The following is a 24366-nucleotide window of genomic DNA, read 5'->3' as shown; positions in this document are numbered from 1 at the left end:
TTGCACTTTCAGTCGGCCGCCATCTCCAGCTGCCCCAGCAGCACACGGTTGAATGCCACCTGTTGCGCCTGCCACTGCGGCAGCGCGGCATCGGCCTGCGCCGTCTGCTGGCCGTCGCCCGCACTGAGCCATCGCTTCCATGCCGTTCGGTAACGGTAAACCGACACCTCGCCCGTCACATCGCTGCCCGCCAGTTGCCCGCGCAGCGCGGAGATCAAGGCCGCGCCGTGGTGCGAGCCCAGCACGCCCTGGTCCCAGTTGGTGCGCACCACCGAAGGCGAGAACACATCCTTGTCGATGCTGAGGTACGTGGGCTGGCGGTGGGCCGACAGCACGCGGAACATGGTGGCGGCCAGTGCATCGGCATCGGGCAGGCTGCGAAACCGCGCCTGCAGGCCCAGCCAGCGCGCCCAGCGCGTGTCCACGCCCACGCTCCAGTAGGTGAGCCGGCCGGCCTGCAGCGGCGCGAGGTAGTTCTCCCACGCGTGGCGCACGCCGATGTCGCCCGAGGTGATGCCGACCACGTGCACGTGCGACACCTGCGGCAGCATCGCCACGCGGCGCACCCACGAGCCGCAGTGCACCCCGAACGGAAAGCGCATGTTGTCCGGGTGGTTGTCCAGCACCACCACGCGCAGGGGCCGCGCGGCGGTGTGCGCGCGCGCGGCGATGCAGCGGGCGATCAGCGGCCAGCTCAGGTGGTGGAAATCGCCGCTGCCCATGAACACGGGGCCGTGGTGGCCGAAGGCCGGCAGCCGGGCATCGAGCAGGCCGCCGAAGGCCCGGATGCGGGCCAGGCCGCAGCCGAACCGCAGCGCCTCGTGCCAGTCCTGCGCCAGATCGATGCGCCGCTCGTCCGGCAGCGCCCCGACGGCACCGTCGAGGTCCAGCACGATGGGCGGCCAGGCAGCCGGCCTCATGCGGCCTCCGCCCGGTCGCGCCACTGCCGGTCGCTCTCGAAGCGCCCGGCGAATCGCCGCGCCAGCGCGCGCAGCACCGGCTGGCGCACGTACACCGCGTGGCGGGTGAAGGTGAAGCGCGCGCCCAGGCTGCGCTTGACCTCGGGGTCGGTCCAGCCGGCGACATAGTGCGTGAGCCCCTGCGCCAACGCGTACTCGAGGTTTTCCATCCAGCTCACGAAATACAGGTTGGCCTCGCGCGCGGCCGGGTAGGCCAGCCCGATGTACTTGTCCACCAGGCGGCCGCCGTGCACGTAGCACAGGTTCCAGCCCAGCAGCTCGCCGGTGCCGGCGTGGCGGTACTCGAAGGCGACGCCGCCGCTGGACGCATCGCGCAGCACGGCGGCGAAGAAGTTGCGCGTGAGCCGGTCGAAGTGCACCTCGCTCTGCGCATAAACGGCTTCGTACAGCGCGTAGTAGGCATCCACCACCGCGTCGTCGGCAAAGGCCTCGCCCGTGGCGATGCGGCGCACCGACAGCCCCGCGCGGCTGCGCAGCTTGCGGCGCAGGTTCTGGCGCCGGCTGGCGGACAGGCGGCCCAGGTAGTCGTCGATGCTCGCGAAGTCGATGGGCACGTAGGCCAGCGCCTGCCCCTCGACCAGCACGAAGCCCTGGCGCTCGCAAGCGTGCGCCAGGGCGGCCGCGTAGGCGTTGTCGGCATCGGACAGCAGGGGCGACTGCTGCGGCAGGTCCTTGATGATCGCCAGCGCGAAGCGCCGCCCCGGCCCCGCGCGCACGGCCTGCGCCAGGGCCTCGGGCGCGGTGCCATCCGCGGGCAGCGGCGCGTATTCGGTCACCGTGGTGCCCACGAACCCCGTGGCCACCCGCAGCCAGCGGGACCAGCGCGCGAACAGCGGCAGCGCCCGCACCCGGGCCTTGAGCGCATCGTCCGCCGTGGTGAGCAGGTCCAGCGGCGCCACGAAGGCCGGCACCGGCAGGCCCTGCAGCACCGTGAAGCCCTGCGGCGGGTGCGCGGCGAAATGCCCGGCCAGCGCCTGCGGCTCGAGCGGGTTGCGCCAGGGCATCAGCTGCGCTTGGCGCGTGTGAGAAGCTGCTCCAGCAGCACCAGGGCCTCGTCGATCTCGGGGCGCGTGATCATCAGCGACGGCGCCAGCGTGATGACGTTCTTGTAGTAGCCGCCCACGTCCAGCACCAGGCCGCGCTTCTGGCCCTGGTATTCCAGGTTGCCCTCCAGGCCGATGTCCACCATCTTGTCCAGCAGCGCGCGGTTGGGCGTGAAGCCGTCTTCGGTGCAGATCTCGGCCCGCAGCGCCAGCCCCAGGCCGTCCACGTCGCCGATCTCCTTGTGGCGCTTTTGCAGGTCCTTGAGGCCTTCCAGGAAGTAGGCGCCGCTGTCGCGCACCTGGGCGCCGAAATCCATCTCGTGCGTCATCTTCATCACCTCCAGGCCGAGCGCCGTGCCCAGCGGGTTGGAGGCGAAGGTGGAGTGCGTCGAGCCCGGCGGGAAGATCGTGGGGTTGATCAGTTCCTCGCGCGCCCACAGGCCGGACAGCGCGTTCAGGCCATTGGTCAGCGCCTTGGCGAACACCAGCACATCGGGTTTGACGCCGAAGTTCTCGACCGACCACAGCTTGCCGGTGCGCCAGAAACCCATCTGGATCTCGTCCACCACCAGCAGCACGCCGTGGTCGTCCAGCACCTTCTTGAGGCCCTTGAAGAAATTGGCCGGCGGCACCACGTAGCCGCCCGTGCCCTGGATGGGCTCGATGTAGAAGGCCGCGTATTCGCACTGGCGCGTCTTGGGGTCCCACACGGCGTGGTATTCGTTCTCGAACTTGCGGGCGAACTCCTTGACCAGCGACTCCGAATATTCCTCGGCCGTCATGCCCTTGGGGCGGCGGAACGGGTACGGAAACGGCAGGAACTGCGCACGGTCGCCGAAGTGGCCGAAGCGGCGGCGGTAGCGGTAGCTGGAGGTGATGCTGGAGGCGCCCAGCGTGCGGCCGTGGTAGCCGCCCTCGAAGGCGAACATCAGGCTCTTGCCGCCGGTGGCGTTGCGCACCACCTTGAGCGAATCCTCGATGGCCTGCGCGCCGCCCACGTTGAAATGCACGCGGCCCGCGTTGCCCCACTTGGCTTCGGCGTCCTGGGCGATGAACTTCGCCAGCTCGATCTTCGTGGGGTGCAGGTACTGGCTGGCCACCTGCGGCAGGGTCTGCAGCTGGCGGATCATGACCTCTTCCAGCCGCTTGTTCTTGTAGCCGAAGTTCACGGCCGAATACCACATCTGCAGGTCGAGGTAGGGCGTGCCCTGCGCGTCGTACATGTAGCTGCCCTCGCAGCCGTCGAAGATCTTGGGCGGGTTGACGTAGTGGACGGTGTCGCCGAACGAGCAGTACTTTGCTTCGTCGGCCAGCAGTTGGGCGTTGTCTTGGCTCATGTCGGAAAGGCTCCAGGAGGGGGTTTCATCTGCAGCGCAGTCTGAACACCCAACCTTGACCGTCTATCGAGCGTTTGTGCGCAAATCGTGGAGCGTCACGGCCTTCTACGAGGGGGCCGTGGATATCAATCCTTTGATGGACGCTATGCCAGGGCTGCGACATGCCAGCGATGTTACGTACTAGGCTGTTACACAATAGCGATTGACGAGAATCGCAGCAATACAAATAATTCCGCCCTTCGGAAAGTCGATAACGACCGATTTAACAAGGGAGGAAAATGAAAATCAAATACCTATGCCATCCGTTCATTGCTTTTTTCGGGCTGACGCATTCGTCCGCTGGACTCACTGACGAACCGGTTCTACCGGATGTAACCGTGATAGCGAGTCCAGATCCCCTTACAGGGTTTTTCGGCGGCCCAGGCTTTTATGGAACGGTTGTTTTGGGTGACAGCATTGACATCATGGCGCAGATGTCAGCCATTGAAAGCGGGACCAGCGTCTGTGTGGCGCGGGTCAGTTCAGGCGCTAAAAGCACGACAAGGAACTCGGACGTGACCAATCGCTGGCTTGCGGCCCAAGAGGTGTTCAATTACATGACAAACCTTGGAACGATAGACTCTTACCGAGATTTTGCCAGGGATTTCAAAATTTCAATGAATGGCGTTACCTACAACGGATTTACCGTTTCTTACGCGGACGGCAGTAGAGAAACCTGGGCCATTAATCCGGGCTACAAATATTCATCAATCAAGCTGATAGACACTCCATTCCCCGACTCGATCAATACCAATAAGCCGAGCCACCGCAAATGCAATGAGGGATGACAAAGTATGCACAAAAATATGAAAAGGCTTGCCGCAATTTCAGTGATAGGGATCATTGCAGTGGCTGTCACTTTAAAGGTCACCAATGCAGTCCCAGAATCCACGCCCGCTTACAAAGTAAACAGCGCACATGAACGTGCAAGTTCGCATTCGGAAATTGTGGTGAACGTTAACGAATCTTGGCAGAAGTTGCCCGAAAGTCCATCGAAAAAGGCGGCTTTATCCTCTCAGATTTTAAATCGATATAACGATTCAAAAGATCTTCGTGCATTCGTGATATACGCAATGCAACATCCGGAATTGGGTGGTACTTATTACGCAGCCCACGCCTTATCTCAATGTAAAAGCGTTACTGCAGACGGAAAATATTTCAAGCAAGTACAAACGCCCTACAGCGCTAATAAAAACAATTCAGATTACACTTCCATCTCCAAATCGGCCGATATTTTGCGCGCCCAGTGCGCAAACTTCCTAGCGAGTGAATTATCTGACAGTAGAATCGCCGAAGTCAAATCAGAGGGCGTGCAAAAGAAAGATCCCTTGCTTCTCGCGGAAAGAAATTTCCTAGAAAAGATCAACAGCCCCGGAAACAATAAGGAAGAGCAACGACAAAATCGAAAATCAGCATTGACCCAACTGCTTGCAACCCAAGACCCCATGGTTATCGAAGATATAGGTCCGCGCATAGCGCTGCAGGTTGACCCCGATACAGGAGCACGCGGATACAAATTCAACGATCATTTTTACCCACTCGCCTCTGATACCGATGTGGGCCTTGCCATATACCTTCTTCCCTGTGGCTTGGGCTTGAATTGCAATTCGACCGAATTTGACGTAGCCAGCCGCTGCGCTTCTGGCGTCGAATGTTCAGACAGCAGGATGGACTACGTAAAAAGCATGTTGAAAGAGAAGCCTGGTGCTTACGAAAAAGTGATAAAAGTTTATGAAGAAATGATCAACGCGATTGCGCGCGAGAATGTATCCTCATTTCTTTGAAATGAATCAAGTGATCGTATAGATCAACTGAAAACTCTTAGAAATTCCTCTACCAGCATTTGATATGGTGCTGAGTAGCGCTAATTTTTAGATGTGAAAAAACCGTCCATAACAACGGAGGTTAGATTGAGCAACATTTATACTTTTGGCATTCATGAACAACTGGAACCTCAGGAACTATTCTTTCTAGTCTTTTGTAGACACCGCAGCACGACACTTCGGCGTAGAAGACGTTACGGTATTGGGAGCAATTATTGCAGGTTACCCTATGCTTCCTACTCGGGGGAAATTTGGTGGCGCTACCAAAGGAACATCTATTGCTTCTGTTGTATCAAGAAGAGCTCTTCCTTTTGAACTGAAATACAAAATCCTTCCAACAATCACTTGGAAGAGCATGCTCCAGTTAAAGGTGCTGTTCGTTAAAAATATAGGTACATTTGTAGGACGATCAATCCCAGTGATTGGGGTTTTTATGCTGGCTTATGACGCCTACAGAATCTCCACTGAATCTTTGCGCGCCTACAATGCAATTGCAAAAGAAGAGGATAGGGTTTTCTAATGAAAAGAAATCTTGTTGCAGAATTAGAGGATTTCGCAAGAAGAGAATCCGGCGTTTTTCCGAGCAAAATCCTAAATCAACTCACAACAATTGAGGACGATCTGCAAATCACGGGAGATGACGCAGTAGATTTCATGGAGAAGTTCTTTGATAAATTCGAAGTAGATTACGAGGCATTCGATTTCCAAAGATACTTTAATGGAGAAGGTTTGAATCCCTTCAAAATGCTGCTACTGCCCTTTCCTGGCTTTCGAGCGAAGCTAAAAAAAGAGGTGATAAAAGTTCCACTCACATTGGGAATGCTCGCCAAAGCCGTTGAATTAAAACGGTGGGACGCTAAGAAAATTGAAGAACCACATGCAGATTGATCCAAATCTTCCAAGGGAGCGCGATTAGCCGCAGGTTTATAAGGAAATGATCAACGCGATTGCGAGTGAGAGCGCTTCCGTTTCCTTTTCGCAATCATTCCATACGCTTACCTCCCGACTTTTTTAAGAATGTACGACTCACTTTCCACGTCTGAACGGCCCTCCGAAAAAACCTCAACTTCATGCAGATATCTTAAAACCACCATAAAACCCTGGATCTTCGAACAGCTCAATACATCCGCCGATCCCTCTGCGGCCACCCATTGCCGCGACGCATTTCAAGAAGAGTTCGCGTGGCGCCTCAAACTGTGGACCGAAGCCGAACATCTTGGCTTTCATGGCATATTTTTCAGCGAACACCATTTCAGCGGCGCCCGGATTTCCCCCTGTCCTGGCATCCTCGCCGCCGCACTCGCAGTCAGAACACAAAATTTGCGCATCGGCGTGTTGGGCTGGGTCCTGCCCCTATGGCATCCATGGCGCTTTTTGGAAGAGGTGGCAATGTTGGACCATCTGAGCGGGGGAAGGCTGGAAGTAGGCGTTGCCCGTGGCTCCAACCCCCAGGAAGCGCAGGCGGTCGGCATTGCTCAGGAGGACATCACACCCATGTTCAACGAAGCGCTGGAAATTCTGGACAAGGCATGGAACCATCCCACGTTGTCTCACCATGGCCAATATTGGTCGTTCGACCAACTGCCCGTGCTGCCCAGGCCGCTCCAGCGGCCCGGACCGCCGGTATGGGCCACCATCCGCAGCAATACTTCGGCGCAAGAGGTAGCGAAACGGGGATACAAGGCATGCACCGGCTTCTTGGCGACGCCGCAGATCAAGGAACTCTTCGACAACTATCGGAGTGTGTGGGCCGCGAAGGGCAAGCCCTGCAACCCTGAGCAATTGGCTGTCCGCCGCTGCATCTTCGTCGCCCAGAGTGCTTCGGAGGCAAGGGAACATGCCCAAGCGGCGCAAACGCAGATTCCATCCATCCTGACGGACGACATCATCGCGGGCACCCCGGTCGAAGTGATCGAACAAATCGTTGAACAAGCAAGGCTGACAGGTGCCGCCAACATCGTCGGATTCTTTGCGGGTAACCGAGAAAACCGGGTTTCTTTCGAAAATTCCTTCCGGCTTTTCGGCACCCAAGTCATCCCCACGCTGCAGCACACGCCCATGAATTGAAGGCGTTCGGGCAACGTGCATCGGCTTGGCGCACCTCTGAATGCACGGCGAGAACCATGGGGACTTCACCTCAAGTCACCAGCCCCCTGTCCCCGCGCCAGCACCGGCCCCAGGGCCTTGCCGGTGTGCGTGCCGAGCCGCACCACGTCTTCCGGCGCCGCCGCCGCGACGATTCGGCCCCCTTCCCGGCCGCCCTCCGGCCCCAGGTCGAGAATCCAGTCGGCTTCGGCGATCACGTCCAGGTCGTGCTCGATGACGACCACGCTGTGCCCGCCGTCCACCAGCCGGTGCAGCACCTGGATGAGCTTGTGCACGTCGGCCATGTGCAGGCCCACGGTGGGCTCGTCCAGCACGTAGAGGGTGTGCGGCGCCTTCTGGCCGCGGCGGCCGACCTCGTCGCGCACCTTGGTCAGCTCGGTCACCAGCTTGATGCGCTGCGCCTCGCCGCCCGACAGCGTGGGGCTGGGCTGGCCCAGCGTGAGGTAGCCCAGGCCCACGTCTTTCAGCAGTTGCAGCGGGTGCGCGATGCTGGGCATGCTGGCGAAGAACTCCACCGCCTCGTCCACCTCCATCTGCAGCACGTCGCCGATGCTCTTGCCGCGCCAAGTGACGGCCAGCGTCTCGGGGTTGAAGCGCGCGCCGTGGCAGGTCTCGCAGGGCACCTTCACGTCGGGCAGGAAGCTCATGGCGATGGTGCGGATGCCCTGGCCTTCGCAGCCCGGGCAGCGCCCTTCGCCGGTGTTGAAGCTGAACCGGCCGGCCGCGTAGCCGCGCGCCTTGGCCTCCAGCGTTTCGGCGAACAGCTTGCGGATGGTGTCCCAGAAGCCGATGTACGTGGCGGGGCAGCTGCGCGGCGTCTTGCCGATGGGGGTCTGGTCCACTTCCAGCACGCGGTCCACCGTCTCGAAGCCCGACAGGCCGCTGCAGCCCACGAGGGGCGGCGCCTTGCCGGCGTCCATCGCGTCGCGCCCGGCCTTGGTAGAGCGCTGCTGCACCCAGGCCTGCACGTTGGCCAGCAGCACGTCGCGCGCCAGGGTCGATTTGCCCGAGCCGCTCACGCCGGTCACGGCCACCAGGCGGTTGAGCGGCACGCTGGCCGTCACGCGCTGCAGGTTGTGCAGATGGGCGCCGCGCACGGTCAGCCAGTGCTCCGGCTGGGCGGTTTCGGGCTCTTTTTGGCCTTGCGCCCTAGTACTATCTGCCGTTGTAGCTATTAAAATAGTAGCGTCCGAACGGACGATGTGCACGGGCGGCACCACCGGGCGCCGGGCCTGCAGCGGGTGCCGCATGGCATGCAGCAGGTAGCGGCCGGTCTGCGAGTCCTCGGCGGCCTGCACGTCGGCCACGCTGCCCTGCGCCACCAGCCGCCCGCCGCGCTTGCCAGCGCTCGGGCCGATGTCGATGATGTGGTCGGCGCGGCGGATGGTGTCCTCGTCGTGCTCCACCACCACCAGCGTGTTGCCCTTGTCGCCCAGCTTGTGCAGCGCGTTCAGCAGGATCTGGTTGTCGCGCGCGTGCAGGCCGATGGTGGGCTCGTCCAGCACGTAGCACACGCCCTGCAGGTTGCTGCCCAGCTGCGCCGCCAGGCGGATGCGCTGCGCCTCGCCGCCCGACAGCGTGGGCGCGCCCCGGTCCAGCGTGAGGTAGCCCAGGCCCACCTCTTCCAGGAATTCGAGCCGGCTCTGGATCTCGGGGATCAGGTCGCGCGCGATGTCGGTCTCGCGCCGGCTCAAGGCCGCACCCTGCTGCAGCGCCTCGATCCACTGGCGGATGTCGGTGACCGACAGCGCAGCGATATCGGCGATGCCCACTCCCGCGCGGCCGGCGGCAGCGTTCTCGCCGAAGCGCACGGCGCGTGCCGTGGCGTTCAGCCGGCTGCCCTGGCAGGTGGGACAGGCGACGTCGGCCACGTCCTCGGCTTCGGGCTCGGCGAAGGTCTGCTCGCGGCCCTTTTCCTTGTCGTCCTGCACCGAGTCGTCGAACACCTTGCGCTGCTCGCGGGTGAGCTTGACGCCCGTGCCCACGCAGTCGGGGCACCAGCCGTGCTTGCTGTTGTAGGAGAACAGGCGCGGGTCCAACTCGGCATAGCTGGTGGCGCACACGGGGCAGGCCCGCTTGGTGGAGAACGCCTGCAGCGCGCCGATGTGCGCGGTGGCGGTGCCGGCCACCATGGCGTCCTTCAGGCCGTCCAGCTGGCTCAGCACATGGACCACGCCCTTGCCCAGTTCCAGCGCGCGCGCCAGCGACGAGCGCAACAGCCCTTCGTTCTCGGGCGACACGTCCAGGCTGACCACGGGCAGCTCGATGGTGTGTTCCTTGAAGCGGTCGATGCGCGGAAAGCCCGTGGTCGGCAGAAAATGCCCGTCCACGCGCAGGTGGGTGTAGCCGCGCGGACGCGCCCAGTCGGCCAGTTCGGTATAGACGCCCTTGCGGTTCATCACCAGCGGCGCCAGCAGGCCGATGTGCTGGCCCTTGAAGTGGCGCAGCAATTGCGCAGCGATGCTGTCGGGCGTCTGCGGCTGCACGGCAGCCCCGTCGCGCACGCAATGCTGCACGCCCAGCTTGACGTACAGCAGGCGCAGGAAGTGCCACACCTCGGTGGTGGTGCCCACCGTGCTCTTGCGCCCGCCGCGCGACAGGCGCTGCTCGATCGCCACCGTGGGCGGAATGCCGTACACCGCATCCACCTCGGGCCGGCCCGCCGGCTGCACGATGGAGCGCGCATAGGCGTTGAGCGATTCGAGGTAGCGGCGCTGGCCTTCGTTGAACAGGATGTCGAACGCCAGCGTCGATTTGCCCGAGCCCGACACGCCGGTGATCACGTTGAACTGGCCGCGCGGAATGTCCACGCTCAGGTTCTTGAGGTTGTGCTCCTTGGCGTTGACGATTTGAATGGCGTTTTTGGCCGCTGGCGCATGTTTATCTAGGGCGTTCTGCTTCTCTTTTCGTAGCACCGCCGCCTTCTCGTGCACCGAGTGACCGCCCGCGCCCAGGGCCTGCTCGTACTCGCGCAGCGCGGCGCCCGTGTGCGAGGTGGGGTGCTGGCGCACGTCCTCGGGCGTGCCCTCGGCCACCAGCAGGCCGCCGCCGTCGCCGCCCTCGGGTCCGAGGTCGATGATCCAGTCGCTGGCGCGGATCACGTCCAGGTTGTGTTCGATGACGACGAGGGAATGCCCCGCGTCCAGCAGCTTGCGCAGCGCGCGCATGAGCTTGGCGATGTCGTCGAAATGCAGGCCGGTGGTGGGCTCGTCGAACAGGAACAGCGTGCCCTTGCGCGCCAGCGGCTGGCGCGACTTGGCCTCGCTGCGCGCCGCCTCGGCCAGGAAGCCGGCCAGTTTCAGGCGCTGGGCCTCGCCGCCCGACAGCGTGGGCACCGGCTGGCCGAGCTTCACGTATTCCAGCCCCACGTCCACGATGGGCTGCAGCGCGCGGATCACGTCGCGGTCGGCGGCGAACAGCGCCGCCGCCTCGCTCACCGTGAGGTCGAGCACGCCGGCCACGTTGAAGGAGCGGCCGCCGCGTTCGATGGTCACTTCCAGGATCTCGGGCCGGTAGCGCTTGCCGTCGCAGTCGGGGCAGCGCAGGTACACGTCCGACAGGAACTGCATCTCCACATGCTCGAACCCCGAGCCGCCGCAGGTCGGGCAGCGCCCGTCGCCCGAGTTGAAGCTGAACTTGGCCGCGGTGTAGCTGCGCTGGCGCGACAGCGGCGCCACGGCGAACAGCTCGCGGATCGCGTCCCACGCGCCCACGTAGCTCACCGGGTTGGAGCGCGCGGTCTTGCCGATGGGCGACTGGTCCACGAACACGACCTCGCCCAGGTGGTCGGCGCCCAGCAGGCGGTCGTGCGCGCCGGGCGTCTCCGTCGCCTTGCCGAAGTGGCGCAGCAGCGCGGGGGCCAGCACGTCCTGGATCAGGCTCGACTTGCCCGAGCCGCTCACGCCGGTCACGGTGACCAGGCGCTGCAGCGGGAACTCCACCGACACGTTCTGCAGGTTGTGCTCGCGCGCGCCTTCCAGGATCAGGCGCGGCGTGGATTCGGTCACGCGGCGCTGAAAGCCCATGCCGATCTGCTTGGTGCCGCTCAGGTACTGGCCGGTGAGCGTGTCGGCGCGGCGCAGGTCGCCCGTGGTGCCGTCGAACACGATGGCGCCGCCGCGCTCGCCGGGGCCGGGGCCCATGTCGATCACGCGGTCGGCCGCCAGCATGACGGCCGGGTCGTGCTCCACCACCACCAGCGTGTTGCCCGCATCGCGCAGGCGCAGCATGGCCTCGGTGATGCGGTGCATGTCGCGCGGGTGCAGGCCGATGCTGGGCTCGTCCAGCACGAACAGCGTGTTCACCAGCGAGGTGCCCAGCGCCGTCGTCAGGTTGATGCGCTGCACCTCGCCGCCGCTGAGCGTGCGGCTTTGCCGGTCCAGCGTCAGGTAGCCGATGCCCACGTCGCACAGGTACTTGAGGCGCGTGGTGATCTCTTCATGCAGCAGCTTGAGCGCCTGCGCGTCGCCGCCCGCTCCGGCATCGCCCTCGGGCAGCTCCATGCGGTCGAAGAAGCGGCGCAGCCGGTCGATGGGCAGCAGCATCAGGTCGTGCAGGCACAGGCCGGGCAGCGCCTCCAGCTGCGAGCGGCTCCATTGCACGCCCTGGGGCATGAAACGGCGCGCGGGTTCGATGGCTGCATCGGCGTCTTCCTTGCTGCCCACGCGCCACAGCAGGCTCTCGGTCTTGAGGCGCGCCCCCCCGCAGGTCGGGCACGGCGTGTAGCTGCGGTACTTGGACAGCAGCACGCGGATGTGCATCTTGTAGGCCTTGCTCTCCAGGTACTCGAAGAAGCGCTTGATGCCGTACCACTGCTTGTTCCACTGCCCGTCCTTGTAGCCGGGTGTGCCGCCGATGACCCACTGCTTCTGGTCCTCGGTGAGCTTGTACCAGGGCGTGTCGCGCGGGATGCCGGCGGTTTCGGCATGGCGCATGAGGTCGTCCTGCGCCTCCTTCCACGCCGGCGTCTGGATGGTCTTGATCGCGCCCGCGCGCAGCGTGAGCTTCTCGTTGGGGATCACGAGCCCGTAGTCCACGCCGATCACGCGGCCGAAGCCGCGGCAGGTGTCGCACGCGCCCACGGCGGAGTTGAACGAGAACATCGACGGGATCGGCTCGCTGTAGCGCAGGTCGCTGTCGGGGCAATGCAGCCCGGTGGAAAAGCGCCAGAGTTCCGACTCACCCTCGTCCACGAGGCGGTACACGTTCAGCCGGCCGGTGCCCCGCTTGATCGCCACTTCGATGGCCTCCACCACGCGGGCCTTTTCTGCGGTGCCCAGGCGGAACCGGTCTGCCACCACGTCCAGCAGCTTGCGCGGTCCGGTGGGCGCCGCGACCTCGCGCTCGGCCTGCACCTTGGTGAAGCCGCTGGCGGACAGCCACTGCTCGACCTGCTCGGGCGAGGTGTTGGCCGGCAGTTCGACCGGGAAGGTCAGCACCACGCGCGGGTCGCCGGCCTCGGCGCAGCGGCGCTGCAGCTCGGCATAGATGGTCTCGGGCGAATCGTGGCGCACCGGCTGCGCGGTCTGTTTGTCGAACAACTGCCCCGCGCGGGCGAAGAGCAGCTTCAGGTGGTCGTTCAGCTCGGTCATCGTGCCGACCGTGGAGCGGCTGGAGCGCACCGGGTTGGTCTGGTCGATGGCGATGGCGGGCGGCACGCCTTCCACCTTGTCCACGGCCGGCTTGTCCATGCGGTCCAGGAACTGGCGCGCATAGGCACTGAAGGTTTCCACGTAGCGGCGCTGACCCTCGGCGTAGAGGGTGTCGAACACCAGGCTCGATTTGCCCGAACCGCTCGGGCCCGTGACCACCGTCAATTCACCCGTGCGGATGTCCAGATCGAGGTTCTTGAGGTTGTGCTGGCGTGCGCCGTGGATGCGGATCAATCCCTGGGTCATCGGGGGTCTTTCGGGTGGGGGAGGCGGAGCATTCTAGGGACCGCTTGCGCGCGCGGAAGGTAGGGCGTTTTCCCATATCGGGGCAAGCCCGCCATCAGCAACCGCCCACTGGATGGAAAAGGCCTTCGACCCAGGGTGTTACCTCTTGTCACGAATGATCGCGTGCGGCAAGGTGGCGGCCTGGCGAGGGGCTTTCCTCGGCGATCCCTCATTGATTGGAGACACCATGACACTCTTGCACAAAACAGGCGCCGCGCTGGTGCTGGCGGCGTTGCTGTCGGCGGCCCAGGCCCAGATCCTCGTCGGCCAAACGGCAGGGTTTTCCGGTGCGGTGGCGGCGGGCGTGCAAGAGACGACCGATGGCGCCAAGCTGTACCTGGACGCCGTCAACGCGCGCGGCGGCGTCAACGGGCAGAAGGTGGAGCTGATCTCGCTGGACGACAAGTTCGACCCGCAGCTGTCCGTCGCCAACGCGCGCAAGCTGATCGAAGAGCAGAACGTCTCCGCCCTTTTCCTCACGCGCGGCACACCCCATACCGAGGCCATCATTCCGCTGCTGGACAAGCACGGCGTGGCCCTGGTCGGCCCCTCCACGGGCGCCATGGTGCTGCACAAGCCGGTGCGCAAGAACATCTTCAACGTGCGCGCCACCTACCAGCGCGAAGCCGAAAAGGCGATCTCCCACCTGGTCTCCATGGGCATCACCCGGATCGCCGTGGTGCAGGCGGACGACAGCTTCGGGGCCGACGGCATGGTCGGCGCGCAAAAGGGGCTGGAAGCCGCCAAGCTCAAGGCCGTGCTGCAGGAAAAGTTCGACCGCTCCAAGCCGGACTTCGCCCCCATCGCGCCCAAGATCGTGCAGTCGCAGGCCCAGGCCGTGCTGATGATCGCCTCGGGCACCGCCGTGGCCGAAGGCTATGCGGCATTTCGCGCCGCCGGATCGGGCGCGCAGATGGTCACGCTGTCCAACAACGCCTCCGCCGGCTTTGCCAAAAGCCTGGGCGCCAACGCGCGCGGGGTGATCGTCACCCAGGTGTTCCCCAACGAACGGGCCATGAACTTCCCCCTGGTGCGCGAGGCGCAGGACCTCGCCAAGGCCCAGGGCAAGGAAATCAGCCCCGCCATGCTGGAAGGCTATGCCGCCGCGAAGGTGCTGGTGGAAGGCCTGCGCCGCGCCGGGCCCAAGCCCTCGCGCGACCGCATCCAGGCCGCGCTGGAAGGGCTGCAGAAGTTCGATCTGGGTGGCCTGGAGATCAACTACAGCCCCGAGGACCACACCGGGCTGGACTTCGCCGATCTGTCTATCATCGGAACCGACGGAAAATTCCGCCGCTGAAACCCGGCCAGCGTGCCCGAGCGGCAGCAATGGCCCAGCCCATCCGGGGGATATGAGGAAAGCCGCGGCCATCGCCTCGGCACAATCGCCGTACCTTTCGGTTACGCCCCTTCCCGGGAAGCGCCGTGGCCGGACATGCCGGGGCCGGAGTGAGTCCGGCACGCCCCTCCATCCTTTGACCAGAGAGCTATGACAACCCTTCAGAAAATCAGCGCGGGCGTCGTCGCCTGGGCAGCGCTGCTGTCGGCCGCACAGGCGCAGATCCTCATCGGACAGACCGCCGGCTTCTCCGGCACGGTGGCTGCAGGCGTGCAGGAAACCACCGACGGCGCCAAGCTGTACCTGAACGCCATCAACGCGCGGGGTGGAATCCATGGGCAGAAGGTGCAGCTCATCTCGCTGGACGACCAACTCGACCCCCAGTTGGCAGCGGCCAATGCCCGCAAGCTGATTGAAGAGCAGAACGTCTCCGCACTCTTCCTCACGCGCGGCACGCCGCCCACCGAGGCGGTTATTCCGCTGCTGGACAAATACGGCGTGGCCCTGGTCGGCCCGTCCACCGGCGCCATGGTGCTGCACAGGCCGGTGCGCCGAAACGTCTTCAACGTGCGCGCGCCCTACCAGCGCGAAGCCGAAAAAGCCGTTTCGCATCTGGTATCCATCGGCATCACGAAAATCGCCGTGGTCCACGCGGACGACAGCTTCGGCGCCGATGGCCTGGTCGGCGCGCAGAAAGGGCTGGATGCCGCCAAGCTCAAGGCCGTGCTGCAGGAAAAGTTCGATCGCTCCAAGCCCGACTTCGGCGCCCTCGTTCCGAAAATCGTGCAATCGCAGGCGCAGGCCGTGCTGATGATCGCCTCCAGCACCGCTGCCGCGGAAGGCTACGCGGCCCTGCGCGCGGCCGGCTCGGTGGCGCAGATGGTCACGCTCTCCAACAATGCCTCCGCCGGCTTTGCCAAAAGCCTGGGCGCCAACGCCCGCGGGGTGATCGTCACCCAGGTGTTCCCCAACGAACGCGCCGTGAACGTGCCCCTGGTCAGCGAAGCCCACGACCTGGCCAAAACGCAGGGCAAGGAAGTCAGCCCCGCCATGCTGGAAGGATTCGCGGCCGCCAAGGTGCTGGTGGAGGGCCTGCGACGCGCCGGCCCCAAGCCGACACGGGAAAAGATCCATGCCGCCCTGGAAGGCCTGCAGAGGTTCGACCTGGGCGGCATGGAGATCAGCTACGGCCCCGACGACCACACCGGGCTGGACTTTGCCGACCTGTCCATCCTCGGGGCGGACGGAAAATTCCGCCGCTGATCGATAGGGGGCCTATCCCCATCCCATTCATCCCATTCATCCCATTCATCCCATCTTCGCGCTTCACCCAGCAAAAAGCCCGCATCAGCGGGCTTTTTTTGTGCATGGCAGCGGATCGGCATCAAGAAGCGCTGCTGGCTCCCGAAGCCGGAACGACTGGAATCGAAGCCGGCGTGCTTGCCGGTGGCGCTGCCGTTTCAGGCACATGCACGGCATCGGCACCGTGCTTTTCACCGCTCATGTCCACTTTGTCTCCGGCTTTCATGATGACGAAGAGCGACAGCGCTGCAAACAGAACGAAGCCCACGACAATTTTCCACATACCTATCTCCTTTTTAGTGAAACGAACGGCTGAAAAAAAGCCCCACACCCCTTTCGGGATGTGAGGCTCAGATCGTCTGGAGCGCTGGCCGGCAGCCGGGGCCGCCGACCCGCGTCAACCATTAATTAGAAAGCGTGGCGAACACCCACGGCCACGGAGCTGAAGTCAGCGCCGGCGATGCCCGTCATGTAAGCGGCATTGCGGCTGTTGTTCACCTTCGTGTAGTAGCCGTAAACCTTGGTGCGCTTGCTCAGGTTGTAGTTGTAGCCCAGCGTGTACTGGTTGGCGGCGCTGTCAGACACGTTCTTGTACTTGCCGGCACGGCCCACGTTCACGTGGAATTCCGAAGCGCCCATCAGGTAGGCACCCGACAGACGGAACGTGTTGCGCTTGCCGCCGTTCAGGACGTATGCGTCTTCGTCACGTTGGTAGTAGCCACCGAACATGAAAGAACCCATCGTGTACAGGCCGCGCACTGCGAACTGGTTCACGTCGCCTTGCTTGCTGTAGCCAGCACCCAGGGCCAGAGCGCCCAGGTTGTAGTTGGCAGCCAGGTCATAGGCGTTCTTCACGCCGACGGCTTGCTCGTGCAGCGCGACAGCGCCTTCCAGGCTCAGGCCGCCGAAATCGGGCGTGCGATAGGCAATCTTGTTGGCATCGGGCATCACGTAGGCGTAGAACGCGTCGGACGACGAACCGGTGTCATGGTTGTGCAGGCTGACGTAGTCGGCCGTAGCGTAGTAGGACTCAGCCGTGAAGCGGCCCAGGCGCACGGCGCCGAAACCACCCGACAGGTTCACTTCGCTTTGACGGGCGAAGAAGCCACGTGCATCGGAAGAACCGGTGTCGGAAGCGAAGCCGCTTTCCAGTTGGAAGCCAGCCTTCAGGCCACCGCCGAGGTCTTCCGTGCCCTTGAAACCGAAACGCGAAGCATTGTTGAACAGACCGGTAGTCTTGGTGTCGCCCACTTCTTGGCGTTCCACGGTGGTGTTCACACGGCCATACAGCGTGACGCTGCTTTGGGCGAAGGCAGCGGTGCTACCCAGGAGAGCCAGCACAGCCAGTGCCAAACGATTCGTCTTTTGCATGTGATTTCCTTGAATGCTTTTATCCGTCAGATGGTGTGGTAGGCACTGCAGAGCGGCTGGCCGCCGGGCGTTGGTGCAACTACTTACGAAATTCTAGGGCGTGCCGCCGCAATACCACCACCCAAAGTCACTTTGATAACAGCGCTGATGCATCGCCACCACACTTTGGCGTTTTTTGCCAACACATGCAGGCGTTTTCCACGCGGGCGGCACCGCAATCCGGGGCCGCCCGGAGCCATCAGTCGTTGGCGTAGATGTCCACGTCCTTCGTTTCGCGGATGAACAGCGTGCCGATCACCGCCGTGGCGCCGGCGATGATGATCGGATACCACAGGCCGTTGTACATGTTGCCGGTCTGGGCCACGATGGCGAACGAGGTGGTGGGCAGCAGGCCGCCGAACCAGCCGTTGCCGATGTGGTACGGCAGGCTCATCGAGGTGTAGCGGATGCGGGTGGGGAACATTTCCACCAGCATGGCGGCGATGGGGCCGTACACCATGGTCACCAGCAGCACGAGGTAGGTCAGCAGAACGACCATCATCACCTTGTTCATCTTGGCGGGGTCGGCCTTGGTGGGGTAGCCGTCGGCCTTGAGCGTGTCGGCCACGGCTTTCTTGAACTCCGCGTCCTTGACCTTGACCTGATCAGCGGGCAGGCCCTTGGCGCTGTAGCTCGGAATGGTGGTGGAACCGATCTTGATCACGGCGGGCGTGCCTGCCGGTGCGACTTCGTTGTCATAGCTCACCGAACCGGCGGCCAGCACCTGCTTGGCGATGTCGCACGAACTCGTGAACTTGGACGTGCCCGTGGGGTTGAACTGGAACGAGCACTCGGCCGGGTCGGCCACGATCACCACCTTGTTCTTGGCCTGCGCCGCGGCGAGATCGGGGTTGGCCGCTTCGGTCAGGGCCTTGAACACCGGGAAGTACGTCAGCACGGCAAGCACGCAGCCCAGCATGATGATGGGCTTGCGGCCGATCTTGTCCGACAGCGTTCCGAACACGATGAAGAACGGCGTGCCGATCAGCAGCGCGGCGGCGATCATCAGGTTGGCCGTGACGGCATCCACCTTGAGCTGCTGCGTGAGGAAGAACAGCGCGTAGAACTGCCCCGTGTACCAGACCACGGCCTGGCCGGCGGTCAGGCCGATCAGCGCGAGGATCACGATCTTGAGGTTCTTCCACTCACCGAACGACTCGGTCAGCGGCGCCTTGGAAGTCTTGCCTTCGGCCTTCATCTTCTGGAAGGCGGGCGATTCCGACAGCGACAGGCGGATCCACACCGAAATGCCCAGCAGCAGGATGGACACCAGGAACGGAATGCGCCAGCCCCAATCGCCGAACTCCTGCTCGCCCATGATGGTGCGCGTGCCCAGGATGACCAGCAGCGACAGGAACAGGCCCAGCGTGGCGGTGGTCTGGATCCATGAGGTGTAGGCGCCGCGCTTGCCCTGCGGCGCGTGCTCGGCCACGTAGGTGGCGGCACCGCCGTACTCGCCGCCCAGGGCCAGGCCCTGCAGCATGCGAAGCGCGATGAGAATCACCGGCGCAGCCACGCCGATGCTGGCGTAGGTCGGCAGGATGCCCACGATGAACGTGGACAGGCCCATGATCAGGATGGTGACCAGAAAGGTGTACTTGCGCCCGATCATGTCGCCCAAGCGGCCGAACACCAGCGCGCCGAAGGGCCGCACGATGAACCCGGCCGCGAAGGCCAACAGCGCGAAGATGAAGGCCGAGCCCGCATCCAGCCCGCTGAAGAACTGCTTGGCGATGATGGCCGCGAGCGAGCCGTACAGGTAGAAGTCGTACCACTCGAACACGGTGCCGAGCGACGAGGCGAAGATGACTTTTCTCTCTTCCGGCGACATGGGCCGGGATGCAACATTGGTAGCCATGGTGCTTGTCTCCAAAGGTGGTCGGATGGATGCGGAAATGCACGGTGCGATGGGGTTTCCGGGCACTCGTCGCAGCCTGGACCGCAATATCGGACTCGCATCTGACCAAACACTGACAAGCGCCGGTGGCTTGCCGGCACCCCGGACTGACTGCCAACTGACAAACCCCGGGCCAACCCTGTGCCCGCATTTCTCGATGCGGTAAATCGGGGTGAAAACAGCGCTGCAGCCCACCGAACGGGCCACGGAGGCACCAACGACGCAGCGCCTCGCCGCGGGAAAACCCTGCCAGGGACTAACCCTGAAACGGCGGGAACGTCAGGGGAATCGGCCGCGTCAGCACGGTAACGCCGGCCGACTCGGTGCCTGCCGCCGGGTTCGGCGGATCAGGCGGCGACTGGCGGCAAGCCGGAGGGCAACGCTTCGGCATGGGCCCACGCGGGGCCGTCGAACCAGGGGTCGCCGCTCAGGCAGGCGCGCAGCATGGGCAGGCTGTCCAGCCCCCAGAACAGGCGGCCCTCCACAGCGAACGCCGGCACGCCGAACACGCCGCGCTCCGCTGCCGCGTCGGTGTTGGCGCGCAACAGGGCCTTGGCGGCGGCACCTGCAGGGTCCGGGCGCACCTGCTGGGCGAGCGCCTCGGCCAGCACCTGCAGCCGCGCCGGGTCGTTGGCATCGTGCCCGCCCAGCCACACGTGGCGCAGCACCGTGCCGGCCACGAAGCGGTTGATGGCGCCATCGTCGCTGCAGGCCAGCGACTGGCGCAGCAGCGGCAAGGGGTTGAACGGGTGCCGGGCCGGCATGGCCAGGCCCGTGCCGAGCGAATGGCCAAGCCATTCGGCATGGCGATACGTCCACAGCCGCTTGGCCGGAATGCCCGCCGGGCCGGGGTTGCCGTGGCGCTGCAGCAGCGCGCCCAGCAGCACGGGGCGGTATTCGACGCTGTAGCTCAGTCCTTCCAGGGCCTGCGGCAACTGCTCGAATGCCAGCCAGGCATAGGGCGAGACGAAGTCCAGGTAGAAGGTGATGTGCTTCACGGCAGGTCGGGAAAAGGGGATGGCGGGGGAAACTCGAAGCCCGCGCGCTGCGCGAGGCGGGCCCAGATCGCGCGGCGTTCGGCATCGTCCGCGCCCGACCACGCCCGGATCTCGTCCAGCGTGCGAAAGCAGCCGTCGCAGTAAGTGCCGTCGGCGGACAGGCGGCACACTGAGATGCAGGGCGAGGGCACGCCGTCCGTGCTGGCCTCGTCGAAATAGCCCCCCGCACCCAGCAGCATCGCGCGGTTGGCGATCGATTCAGTAGCACTCATGATTCGACTGGCGCTTGCACCACATCGACCACGGGCGCGCTGGTGAGCTTTTCCAGGTCCTGCGGGCGCAGCGCGAACACGCTGTGCGGGTGGCCAGCCGCGGCCCAGATCTCCTCGAAGCGGAACAACTCGCGGTCGATCAGCGTGACCGGCGGCGTGGCGTGGCCCACGGGGGACACACCGCCGATCGAGAAGCCCGTGCGCGCCTTGACGAACTCGGCATCGGCCCGGCCGATCTTGCCGACGTGGGCCTCGACCTTCTTTTCATCCACGCGCCGGTCGCCCGAGGTGACGACCAGCACGGCCGCATCGTCGCTCTTGCGCCGGAAGATGATGCTCTTGGCCACCTGGCCGACCAGGATGCCCAGGCCGTCGGCCGCCTGCTGGGCGGTGCGCGCCGCGTCGTCGAGCATGCGCGGCATGTGCGGATGGCCCAGCGACTGCAGCGTGGCGGCCACGCGCTGGACGCCTTCGGGAAGGGGAATGAGTTCGGCTGCGCACATGGGGTGTCTCAAGGCCGGAAGGCCGGTGGTCCAAAGCCGTGAATCTTAGCGATGGCGGACCCAGCGCGCAGCCCTTCGGCCTTCAAGCCGCCGCGCGGTCCTGGTGCACCCCGGGCCCCTGCTCCGCCAGATCCCAGAACAGGCCGGCCATGATCTGCAACGATTCGCGCGTGACGTCCGCCAGGATGTGTTCGTTGGGCGCGTGCTGCGAACAGGCCGGATACGAGTGCGGCACCCACAGCGTGGGCAGGCCCAGCGTCTCGGAGAACACGTCGTTGGGCAGCGAGCCGCCCAGGTTGGGCAGCAGCGCCGGGCGCCGGCCGGTGGAGCGCTCGATGGAGGCCAGGCCCCAGCGCACCCAGGCGTCGTCCGGGTCCAGCCGGGTGGCGGCCATGTGCACGTCGGTGCCGCGCACCTCCACGTCGGTGAAGCCGCGGGCCTGCAGATGCTCGCGGATGTGGTCCAGGAACGCCGTGGGGTCGCAGCCCACCACGTAGCGCATGTGGCAGTGCGCGCGCGCCTCGGCGGGAATGGCATGTACCGGCATGGCCGGGTTGCCGGTGGTGAAGGCCAGCACCTCCAGGCTGTTCCAGCCGATCACTCGCTCGGACGGGGTCAGGCCGGGCTCGCCCCAGTCCGGGTCGATCTCGGGATCATGAGGGCCGCCGCCCACGTCGATGTCGCGCAGCGCCTCGCGCACGCTGGCAGGCAGCTCGGTGGGGCGCAGGCCCGGCACCTGGATGCGGCCCCGCTCGTCCACCAGGCTGGCGATGGCATGCGCCAGCCGGATGCCCGGGTTGCGCAACAGGCCGCCCCAGTTGCCCGAGTGGTGGCCGCCGTCGCGCAGTTTCACGTGCAGGTCGAAGTTGAAGACGCCGCGCGAGCCCAGGAACAGGGTGGCGCGCGAGGCGGACACCCGGGGCCCGTCGGAGGCGATGAACAGGTCGGCTGCGAGCGCTTCGCGCTCGTTCGCGCACACGGCGTTCAGGCCCGGCGAGCCGTCTTCCTCGCCCATCTCCAGGATGATCTTGACGTTGTAGCCCAGGCGGCCGCCGCGCACCGCCAGCACCTGCTCCAGCGCGGTGAGGTTGATGGTGTGCTGGCCCTTGTTGTCGGCCGTGCCGCGGCCGTACCAGCGGTTGCCCTCCACCACGATCTCCCACGGCTTGAGCCCCGCGCGCCATTGCGCGTCGTAGCCGCGCACCACGTCGCCATGGCCGTAGGTCAGCATCGTGAAGGCCGCGCCCTCTTCGGTGCGCTCGGCCAGCAGGAAGGGGCTCTTGCCCGGCACCGGGTTGTCCACCACGCGGCAGGCGAAGCCCAGCGTCTGCAGCTGCGGCACCATCTCTTCGGTCAGGTAGGCGTGCAGGATGGGGCCGCTGGCGGCGTCCTGGCTTTCGGTACGGAAGGCGACGCGGCGCGCCAGCGTCTGCTGAAAGCGCCCGTCGTCGAAGCAGGCCAGCGTCTGGGCAATGGCTTGGTCACGGCTCATGGGAAAGGTCCTCGGGTGGGTGGAACGAAGTGAAGGGGCGCGCAGCCGTTCAGGCCAGGGCAGCGCGCTCGATGTCGGGAATGCCCAGCCCCGGCTCGGGCGTGAGCGCGGAGGCCAGCAGCCGGCGGGTGTAGGGGTGCTCGGGCCGGGCGAAGATCTGCTCGCGCGTTCCCAGCTCCACGATGGCGCCGCGGTACATCACGGCCACGCGGTCCACCAGGTGCTCGACCACGCCCAGGTCGTGGCTGATGAACAGGTAGGTCAGCCCGAACTCGGCCTTGAGGTCGAGCAGCAGGTTCAGGATCTGCGCCTGCACCGACACGTCGAGCGCCGAGGTCGGCTCGTCGCAGATCAGGATGTCGGGCCGCAGCACCAGCGCCCGCGCGATGGCCACGCGCTGGCGCTGCCCGCCCGACAGCTGGTTGGGGTACTGCGCATGGGTGCGCTCGGGCATGCCGACCAGATCGAGCATCTCGCGCACGCGCCGGCGCTGCTCCACGGCCGTGCCCACCTGGTGCAGGCGCAGCGGCACGCCGACGATGTCAGCCACCGTGCGGCGCGGGTTGAGCGACGAATACGGGTCCTGGAAGATGGGCTGGATGCGACGCGCCAGCGCGCGGCGCTGTCGCGGATCGACCTCCTTGCCATCGACCAGCACGCTGCCCGAGCTGGGCGGCAGCAGGCCCAGCAGCATCTTGGCGAGCGTGCTCTTGCCGCAGCCGGATTCGCCGACCAGGCCCAGCGTTTCGCCCTTGCGGATGCGCAGCGAGACGTCGTTCACCGCGTGGATCTCGCCGGGCGCGCGAAACAGCCCGCGCTTCAGGCGGAAGCTGCGGTGCAGCGCGCACAGCTCCAGCGCGATGTCGCTGCCGGGTGCCGGGGGAAGGGGTGTGGGGGTCATGCGGCCTCCGCCAGGGGATGGGCCTGCACGCAGCGGACCGCGTGGTGGGCATCCACCGCCACATAGGGCGGCGTGTGCGCGCAGGCCGGTTGCGCGTGCGCGCAGCGGTTGGAAAAAGCGCAGCCCTGCACGGTGCCAACCAGGCTGGGCACCACGCCGGGAATGGCCTGCAGCCGGCTGCCCGGCAGCGTCTTGCCGCGCACGGGAATGCAGTTGAGCAGGCCCTGCGTGTAGGGGTGCTTGGGGCGCGCGAACAGCTCGCCCACCGGCGCGGTCTCGATCACTTCGCCCGCATACATCACCGCGACGCGGTCGGCGATGCGCGCCACCACACCCAGGTCGTGGGTGATGAAGACCACGGCCGTGCCGAACTCCTGCTGCAGCTCGCGCAGCAGCCGCAGGATCTGCGCCTGGATGGTCACGTCCAGCGCCGTCGTGGGCTCGTCGGCAATGATGAGGTCGGGCTCGCACATCAGCGCCATGGCGATCATCACGCGCTGGCGCAGGCCGCCCGAGAGCTGGTGCGGGTACTGGCGAAGGCGCTCGGGGGCCTGGGGCACGCCCGCGCGCTCCAGCAGGTACACGGCGCGCTCACGCGCCTGGGCCATGCTCACCTTGCGGTGCGCGCGCAGCGCCTCGCACAGCTGGTCGCCCAGCGTGTACGACGGGTTGAGCGAGGTCATCGGCTCCTGGAAGATCATCGCCATGCGGGCGCCGCGCAGCGCTGCCATGCCGCGCTCGGGCAGGCCCTGCAGATCGGCACCGTCGAAGCGGATGTGGTCGGCCGTGCGCACCGCCTTGCGCGGCAGCAAGCCCATGAGCGCGAGCGAGGTCATCGACTTGCCGCAGCCCGATTCGCCCACCAGGCACAGCAGTTCGCCGCGGTTCACGTGGAAATCGATGCCGCGCACCGCGTGCAGCATGCCGCGCTCGGTGGGCAGGTCCACGCGCAGGTTCTTCACGTCCAGCAAAGGGGTGGTCATGGGTGTTT

The 24366-nt window shown here is 65.0% G+C and carries 19 protein-coding genes and 1 pseudogene; 7 read left to right on the top strand and 13 right to left on the bottom strand.

Annotation, left to right across the window (positions count from 1 at the left end; genetic code table 11):
- Positions 1-8: 8 nt before the first annotated feature.
- The 3 genes from M5C98_RS03120 to M5C98_RS03110 are packed head-to-tail and all read right to left on the bottom strand — an operon-like array spanning position 9 to position 3360.
- Positions 9-920 carry an arginase family protein gene (locus M5C98_RS03120; RefSeq protein WP_272550905.1) on the bottom strand — a complete coding sequence of 304 codons (912 nt, stop codon included), beginning with the start codon at positions 918-920 and terminating at the stop codon, positions 9-11.
- Positions 917-1984: a peptidogalycan biosysnthesis protein gene (locus tag M5C98_RS03115; RefSeq protein ID WP_272550904.1), complete on the bottom strand. Its 1068-nt coding sequence runs from the start codon at positions 1982-1984 to the stop codon at positions 917-919. Before M5C98_RS03115 ends, M5C98_RS03120 begins: the two co-directional genes overlap by 4 nt.
- Complete coding sequence (locus M5C98_RS03110) at positions 1984-3360, bottom strand: aspartate aminotransferase family protein (RefSeq protein WP_272550903.1); 1377 nt, start codon at positions 3358-3360, stop codon at positions 1984-1986. Before M5C98_RS03110 ends, M5C98_RS03115 begins: the two co-directional genes overlap by 1 nt.
- A gap of 278 nt (positions 3361-3638) precedes the next feature.
- Between M5C98_RS03110 and M5C98_RS03105 the strand changes: the two genes are divergently transcribed.
- The 5 genes and pseudogenes from M5C98_RS03105 to M5C98_RS03085 all read left to right on the top strand — a co-directional run bounded on the left by M5C98_RS03105 (position 3639) and on the right by M5C98_RS03085 (position 7289).
- Entirely contained in the window at positions 3639-4187 is a 549-nt protein-coding gene (locus tag M5C98_RS03105) for a hypothetical protein (RefSeq protein ID WP_272550902.1), read from the top strand.
- Between the two features lie 18 nt (positions 4188-4205).
- Entirely contained in the window at positions 4206-5183 is a 978-nt protein-coding gene (locus M5C98_RS03100) for a hypothetical protein (protein ID WP_272550901.1), read from the top strand.
- 126 nt (positions 5184-5309) lie between these two features.
- A pseudogene (locus tag M5C98_RS03095) lies at positions 5310-5742 on the top strand (STM2901 family protein).
- On the top strand, positions 5742-6110 hold the full coding sequence (locus M5C98_RS03090) for a DUF1493 family protein (protein ID WP_272550899.1): 369 nt from the start codon (positions 5742-5744) through the stop codon (positions 6108-6110). Before M5C98_RS03095 ends, M5C98_RS03090 begins: the two are co-directional and overlap by 1 nt.
- Positions 6111-6239: 129 nt before the next feature.
- Positions 6240-7289 carry an LLM class flavin-dependent oxidoreductase gene (locus tag M5C98_RS03085; RefSeq protein WP_272550898.1) on the top strand — a complete coding sequence of 350 codons (1050 nt, stop codon included), beginning with the start codon at positions 6240-6242 and terminating at the stop codon, positions 7287-7289.
- A 65-nt stretch (positions 7290-7354) separates the two neighbouring features.
- Here M5C98_RS03085 and uvrA read toward each other — a convergent pair whose 3' ends face one another.
- Positions 7355-13225, bottom strand: coding sequence for an excinuclease ABC subunit UvrA (uvrA, locus tag M5C98_RS03080; protein WP_272550897.1), 5871 nt, complete (start codon positions 13223-13225; stop codon positions 7355-7357).
- Between the two features lie 226 nt (positions 13226-13451).
- Here uvrA and M5C98_RS03075 point away from each other — a divergent pair, with 226 nt between their 5' ends.
- Together M5C98_RS03075 and M5C98_RS03070 are read left to right on the top strand one after the other, a co-directional pair.
- On the top strand, positions 13452-14561 hold the full coding sequence (locus M5C98_RS03075; RefSeq protein ID WP_272550895.1) for an ABC transporter substrate-binding protein: 1110 nt from the start codon (positions 13452-13454) through the stop codon (positions 14559-14561).
- Between the two features lie 189 nt (positions 14562-14750).
- Positions 14751-15863 carry an ABC transporter substrate-binding protein gene (locus M5C98_RS03070; protein ID WP_272550894.1) on the top strand — a complete coding sequence of 371 codons (1113 nt, stop codon included), beginning with the start codon at positions 14751-14753 and terminating at the stop codon, positions 15861-15863.
- 121 nt (positions 15864-15984) lie between these two features.
- On the opposite strand, the gene M5C98_RS03065 is transcribed toward M5C98_RS03070, so the two are convergent.
- From M5C98_RS03065 to M5C98_RS03025, 9 genes are all read right to left on the bottom strand, one after another.
- The gene (locus tag M5C98_RS03065; RefSeq protein ID WP_272550892.1) at positions 15985-16185 is read right to left on the bottom strand and encodes a hypothetical protein; all 201 of its coding nucleotides are present in this window, start codon (positions 16183-16185) and stop codon (positions 15985-15987) included.
- A gap of 125 nt (positions 16186-16310) precedes the next feature.
- Positions 16311-17273 (bottom strand): porin, encoded by a 963-nt coding sequence (locus tag M5C98_RS03060; protein WP_272550891.1) that lies wholly within the window; start codon positions 17271-17273, stop codon positions 16311-16313.
- A 238-nt stretch (positions 17274-17511) separates the two neighbouring features.
- Positions 17512-19170: an MFS transporter gene (locus M5C98_RS03055; protein WP_272550889.1), complete on the bottom strand. Its 1659-nt coding sequence runs from the start codon at positions 19168-19170 to the stop codon at positions 17512-17514.
- 386 nt (positions 19171-19556) lie between these two features.
- A complete protein-coding gene (locus tag M5C98_RS03050) occupies positions 19557-20207 on the bottom strand; it encodes a 2-hydroxychromene-2-carboxylate isomerase (protein ID WP_272550887.1) in 651 nt (216 codons plus the stop codon).
- Positions 20204-20479 carry a DUF1289 domain-containing protein gene (locus M5C98_RS03045; protein WP_272550886.1) on the bottom strand — a complete coding sequence of 92 codons (276 nt, stop codon included), beginning with the start codon at positions 20477-20479 and terminating at the stop codon, positions 20204-20206. The genes M5C98_RS03050 and M5C98_RS03045 overlap by 4 nt, the downstream gene beginning before the upstream one ends.
- A complete protein-coding gene (locus tag M5C98_RS03040; protein WP_272550885.1) occupies positions 20476-20982 on the bottom strand; it encodes a YbaK/EbsC family protein in 507 nt (168 codons plus the stop codon). Before M5C98_RS03040 ends, M5C98_RS03045 begins: the two co-directional genes overlap by 4 nt.
- An 82-nt stretch (positions 20983-21064) precedes the next feature.
- Positions 21065-22474: a M20 family metallopeptidase gene (locus M5C98_RS03035; protein WP_272550884.1), complete on the bottom strand. Its 1410-nt coding sequence runs from the start codon at positions 22472-22474 to the stop codon at positions 21065-21067.
- A gap of 49 nt (positions 22475-22523) precedes the next feature.
- A complete protein-coding gene (locus M5C98_RS03030; RefSeq protein WP_272550883.1) occupies positions 22524-23375 on the bottom strand; it encodes an ATP-binding cassette domain-containing protein in 852 nt (283 codons plus the stop codon).
- Complete coding sequence (locus M5C98_RS03025; RefSeq protein WP_272550882.1) at positions 23372-24358, bottom strand: ABC transporter ATP-binding protein; 987 nt, start codon at positions 24356-24358, stop codon at positions 23372-23374. The genes M5C98_RS03030 and M5C98_RS03025 overlap by 4 nt, the downstream gene beginning before the upstream one ends.
- Positions 24359-24366 lie beyond the last annotated feature (8 nt).

Origin of the sequence: Acidovorax sp. NCPPB 3576, from assembly GCF_028473605.1 — a bacterium.
GTDB lineage: Bacteria > Pseudomonadota > Gammaproteobacteria > Burkholderiales > Burkholderiaceae_C > Paracidovorax.
This window is presented reverse-complemented; position numbering and strand designations above follow the sequence as displayed.

Coding starts and splice junctions, on each gene's coding strand:
- M5C98_RS03120 (WP_272550905.1), bottom strand. CDS start 920: ATGAGGCCGGCTGCCTGGCCGCCCATCGTGCTGGACCTCGACGGTGCC.
- M5C98_RS03115 (WP_272550904.1), bottom strand. CDS start 1,984: ATGCCCTGGCGCAACCCGCTCGAGCCGCAGGCGCTGGCCGGGCATTTC.
- M5C98_RS03110 (WP_272550903.1), bottom strand. CDS start 3,360: ATGAGCCAAGACAACGCCCAACTGCTGGCCGACGAAGCAAAGTACTGC.
- M5C98_RS03105 (WP_272550902.1), top strand. CDS start 3,639: ATGAAAATCAAATACCTATGCCATCCGTTCATTGCTTTTTTCGGGCTG.
- M5C98_RS03100 (WP_272550901.1), top strand. CDS start 4,206: ATGAAAAGGCTTGCCGCAATTTCAGTGATAGGGATCATTGCAGTGGCT.
- M5C98_RS03090 (WP_272550899.1), top strand. CDS start 5,742: ATGAAAAGAAATCTTGTTGCAGAATTAGAGGATTTCGCAAGAAGAGAA.
- M5C98_RS03085 (WP_272550898.1), top strand. CDS start 6,240: ATGTACGACTCACTTTCCACGTCTGAACGGCCCTCCGAAAAAACCTCA.
- uvrA (WP_272550897.1), bottom strand. CDS start 13,225: ATGACCCAGGGATTGATCCGCATCCACGGCGCACGCCAGCACAACCTC.
- M5C98_RS03075 (WP_272550895.1), top strand. CDS start 13,452: ATGACACTCTTGCACAAAACAGGCGCCGCGCTGGTGCTGGCGGCGTTG.
- M5C98_RS03070 (WP_272550894.1), top strand. CDS start 14,751: ATGACAACCCTTCAGAAAATCAGCGCGGGCGTCGTCGCCTGGGCAGCG.
- M5C98_RS03065 (WP_272550892.1), bottom strand. CDS start 16,185: ATGTGGAAAATTGTCGTGGGCTTCGTTCTGTTTGCAGCGCTGTCGCTC.
- M5C98_RS03060 (WP_272550891.1), bottom strand. CDS start 17,273: ATGCAAAAGACGAATCGTTTGGCACTGGCTGTGCTGGCTCTCCTGGGT.
- M5C98_RS03055 (WP_272550889.1), bottom strand. CDS start 19,170: ATGGCTACCAATGTTGCATCCCGGCCCATGTCGCCGGAAGAGAGAAAA.
- M5C98_RS03045 (WP_272550886.1), bottom strand. CDS start 20,479: ATGAGTGCTACTGAATCGATCGCCAACCGCGCGATGCTGCTGGGTGCG.
- M5C98_RS03040 (WP_272550885.1), bottom strand. CDS start 20,982: ATGTGCGCAGCCGAACTCATTCCCCTTCCCGAAGGCGTCCAGCGCGTG.
- M5C98_RS03035 (WP_272550884.1), bottom strand. CDS start 22,474: ATGAGCCGTGACCAAGCCATTGCCCAGACGCTGGCCTGCTTCGACGAC.
- M5C98_RS03030 (WP_272550883.1), bottom strand. CDS start 23,375: ATGACCCCCACACCCCTTCCCCCGGCACCCGGCAGCGACATCGCGCTG.
- M5C98_RS03025 (WP_272550882.1), bottom strand. CDS start 24,358: ATGACCACCCCTTTGCTGGACGTGAAGAACCTGCGCGTGGACCTGCCC.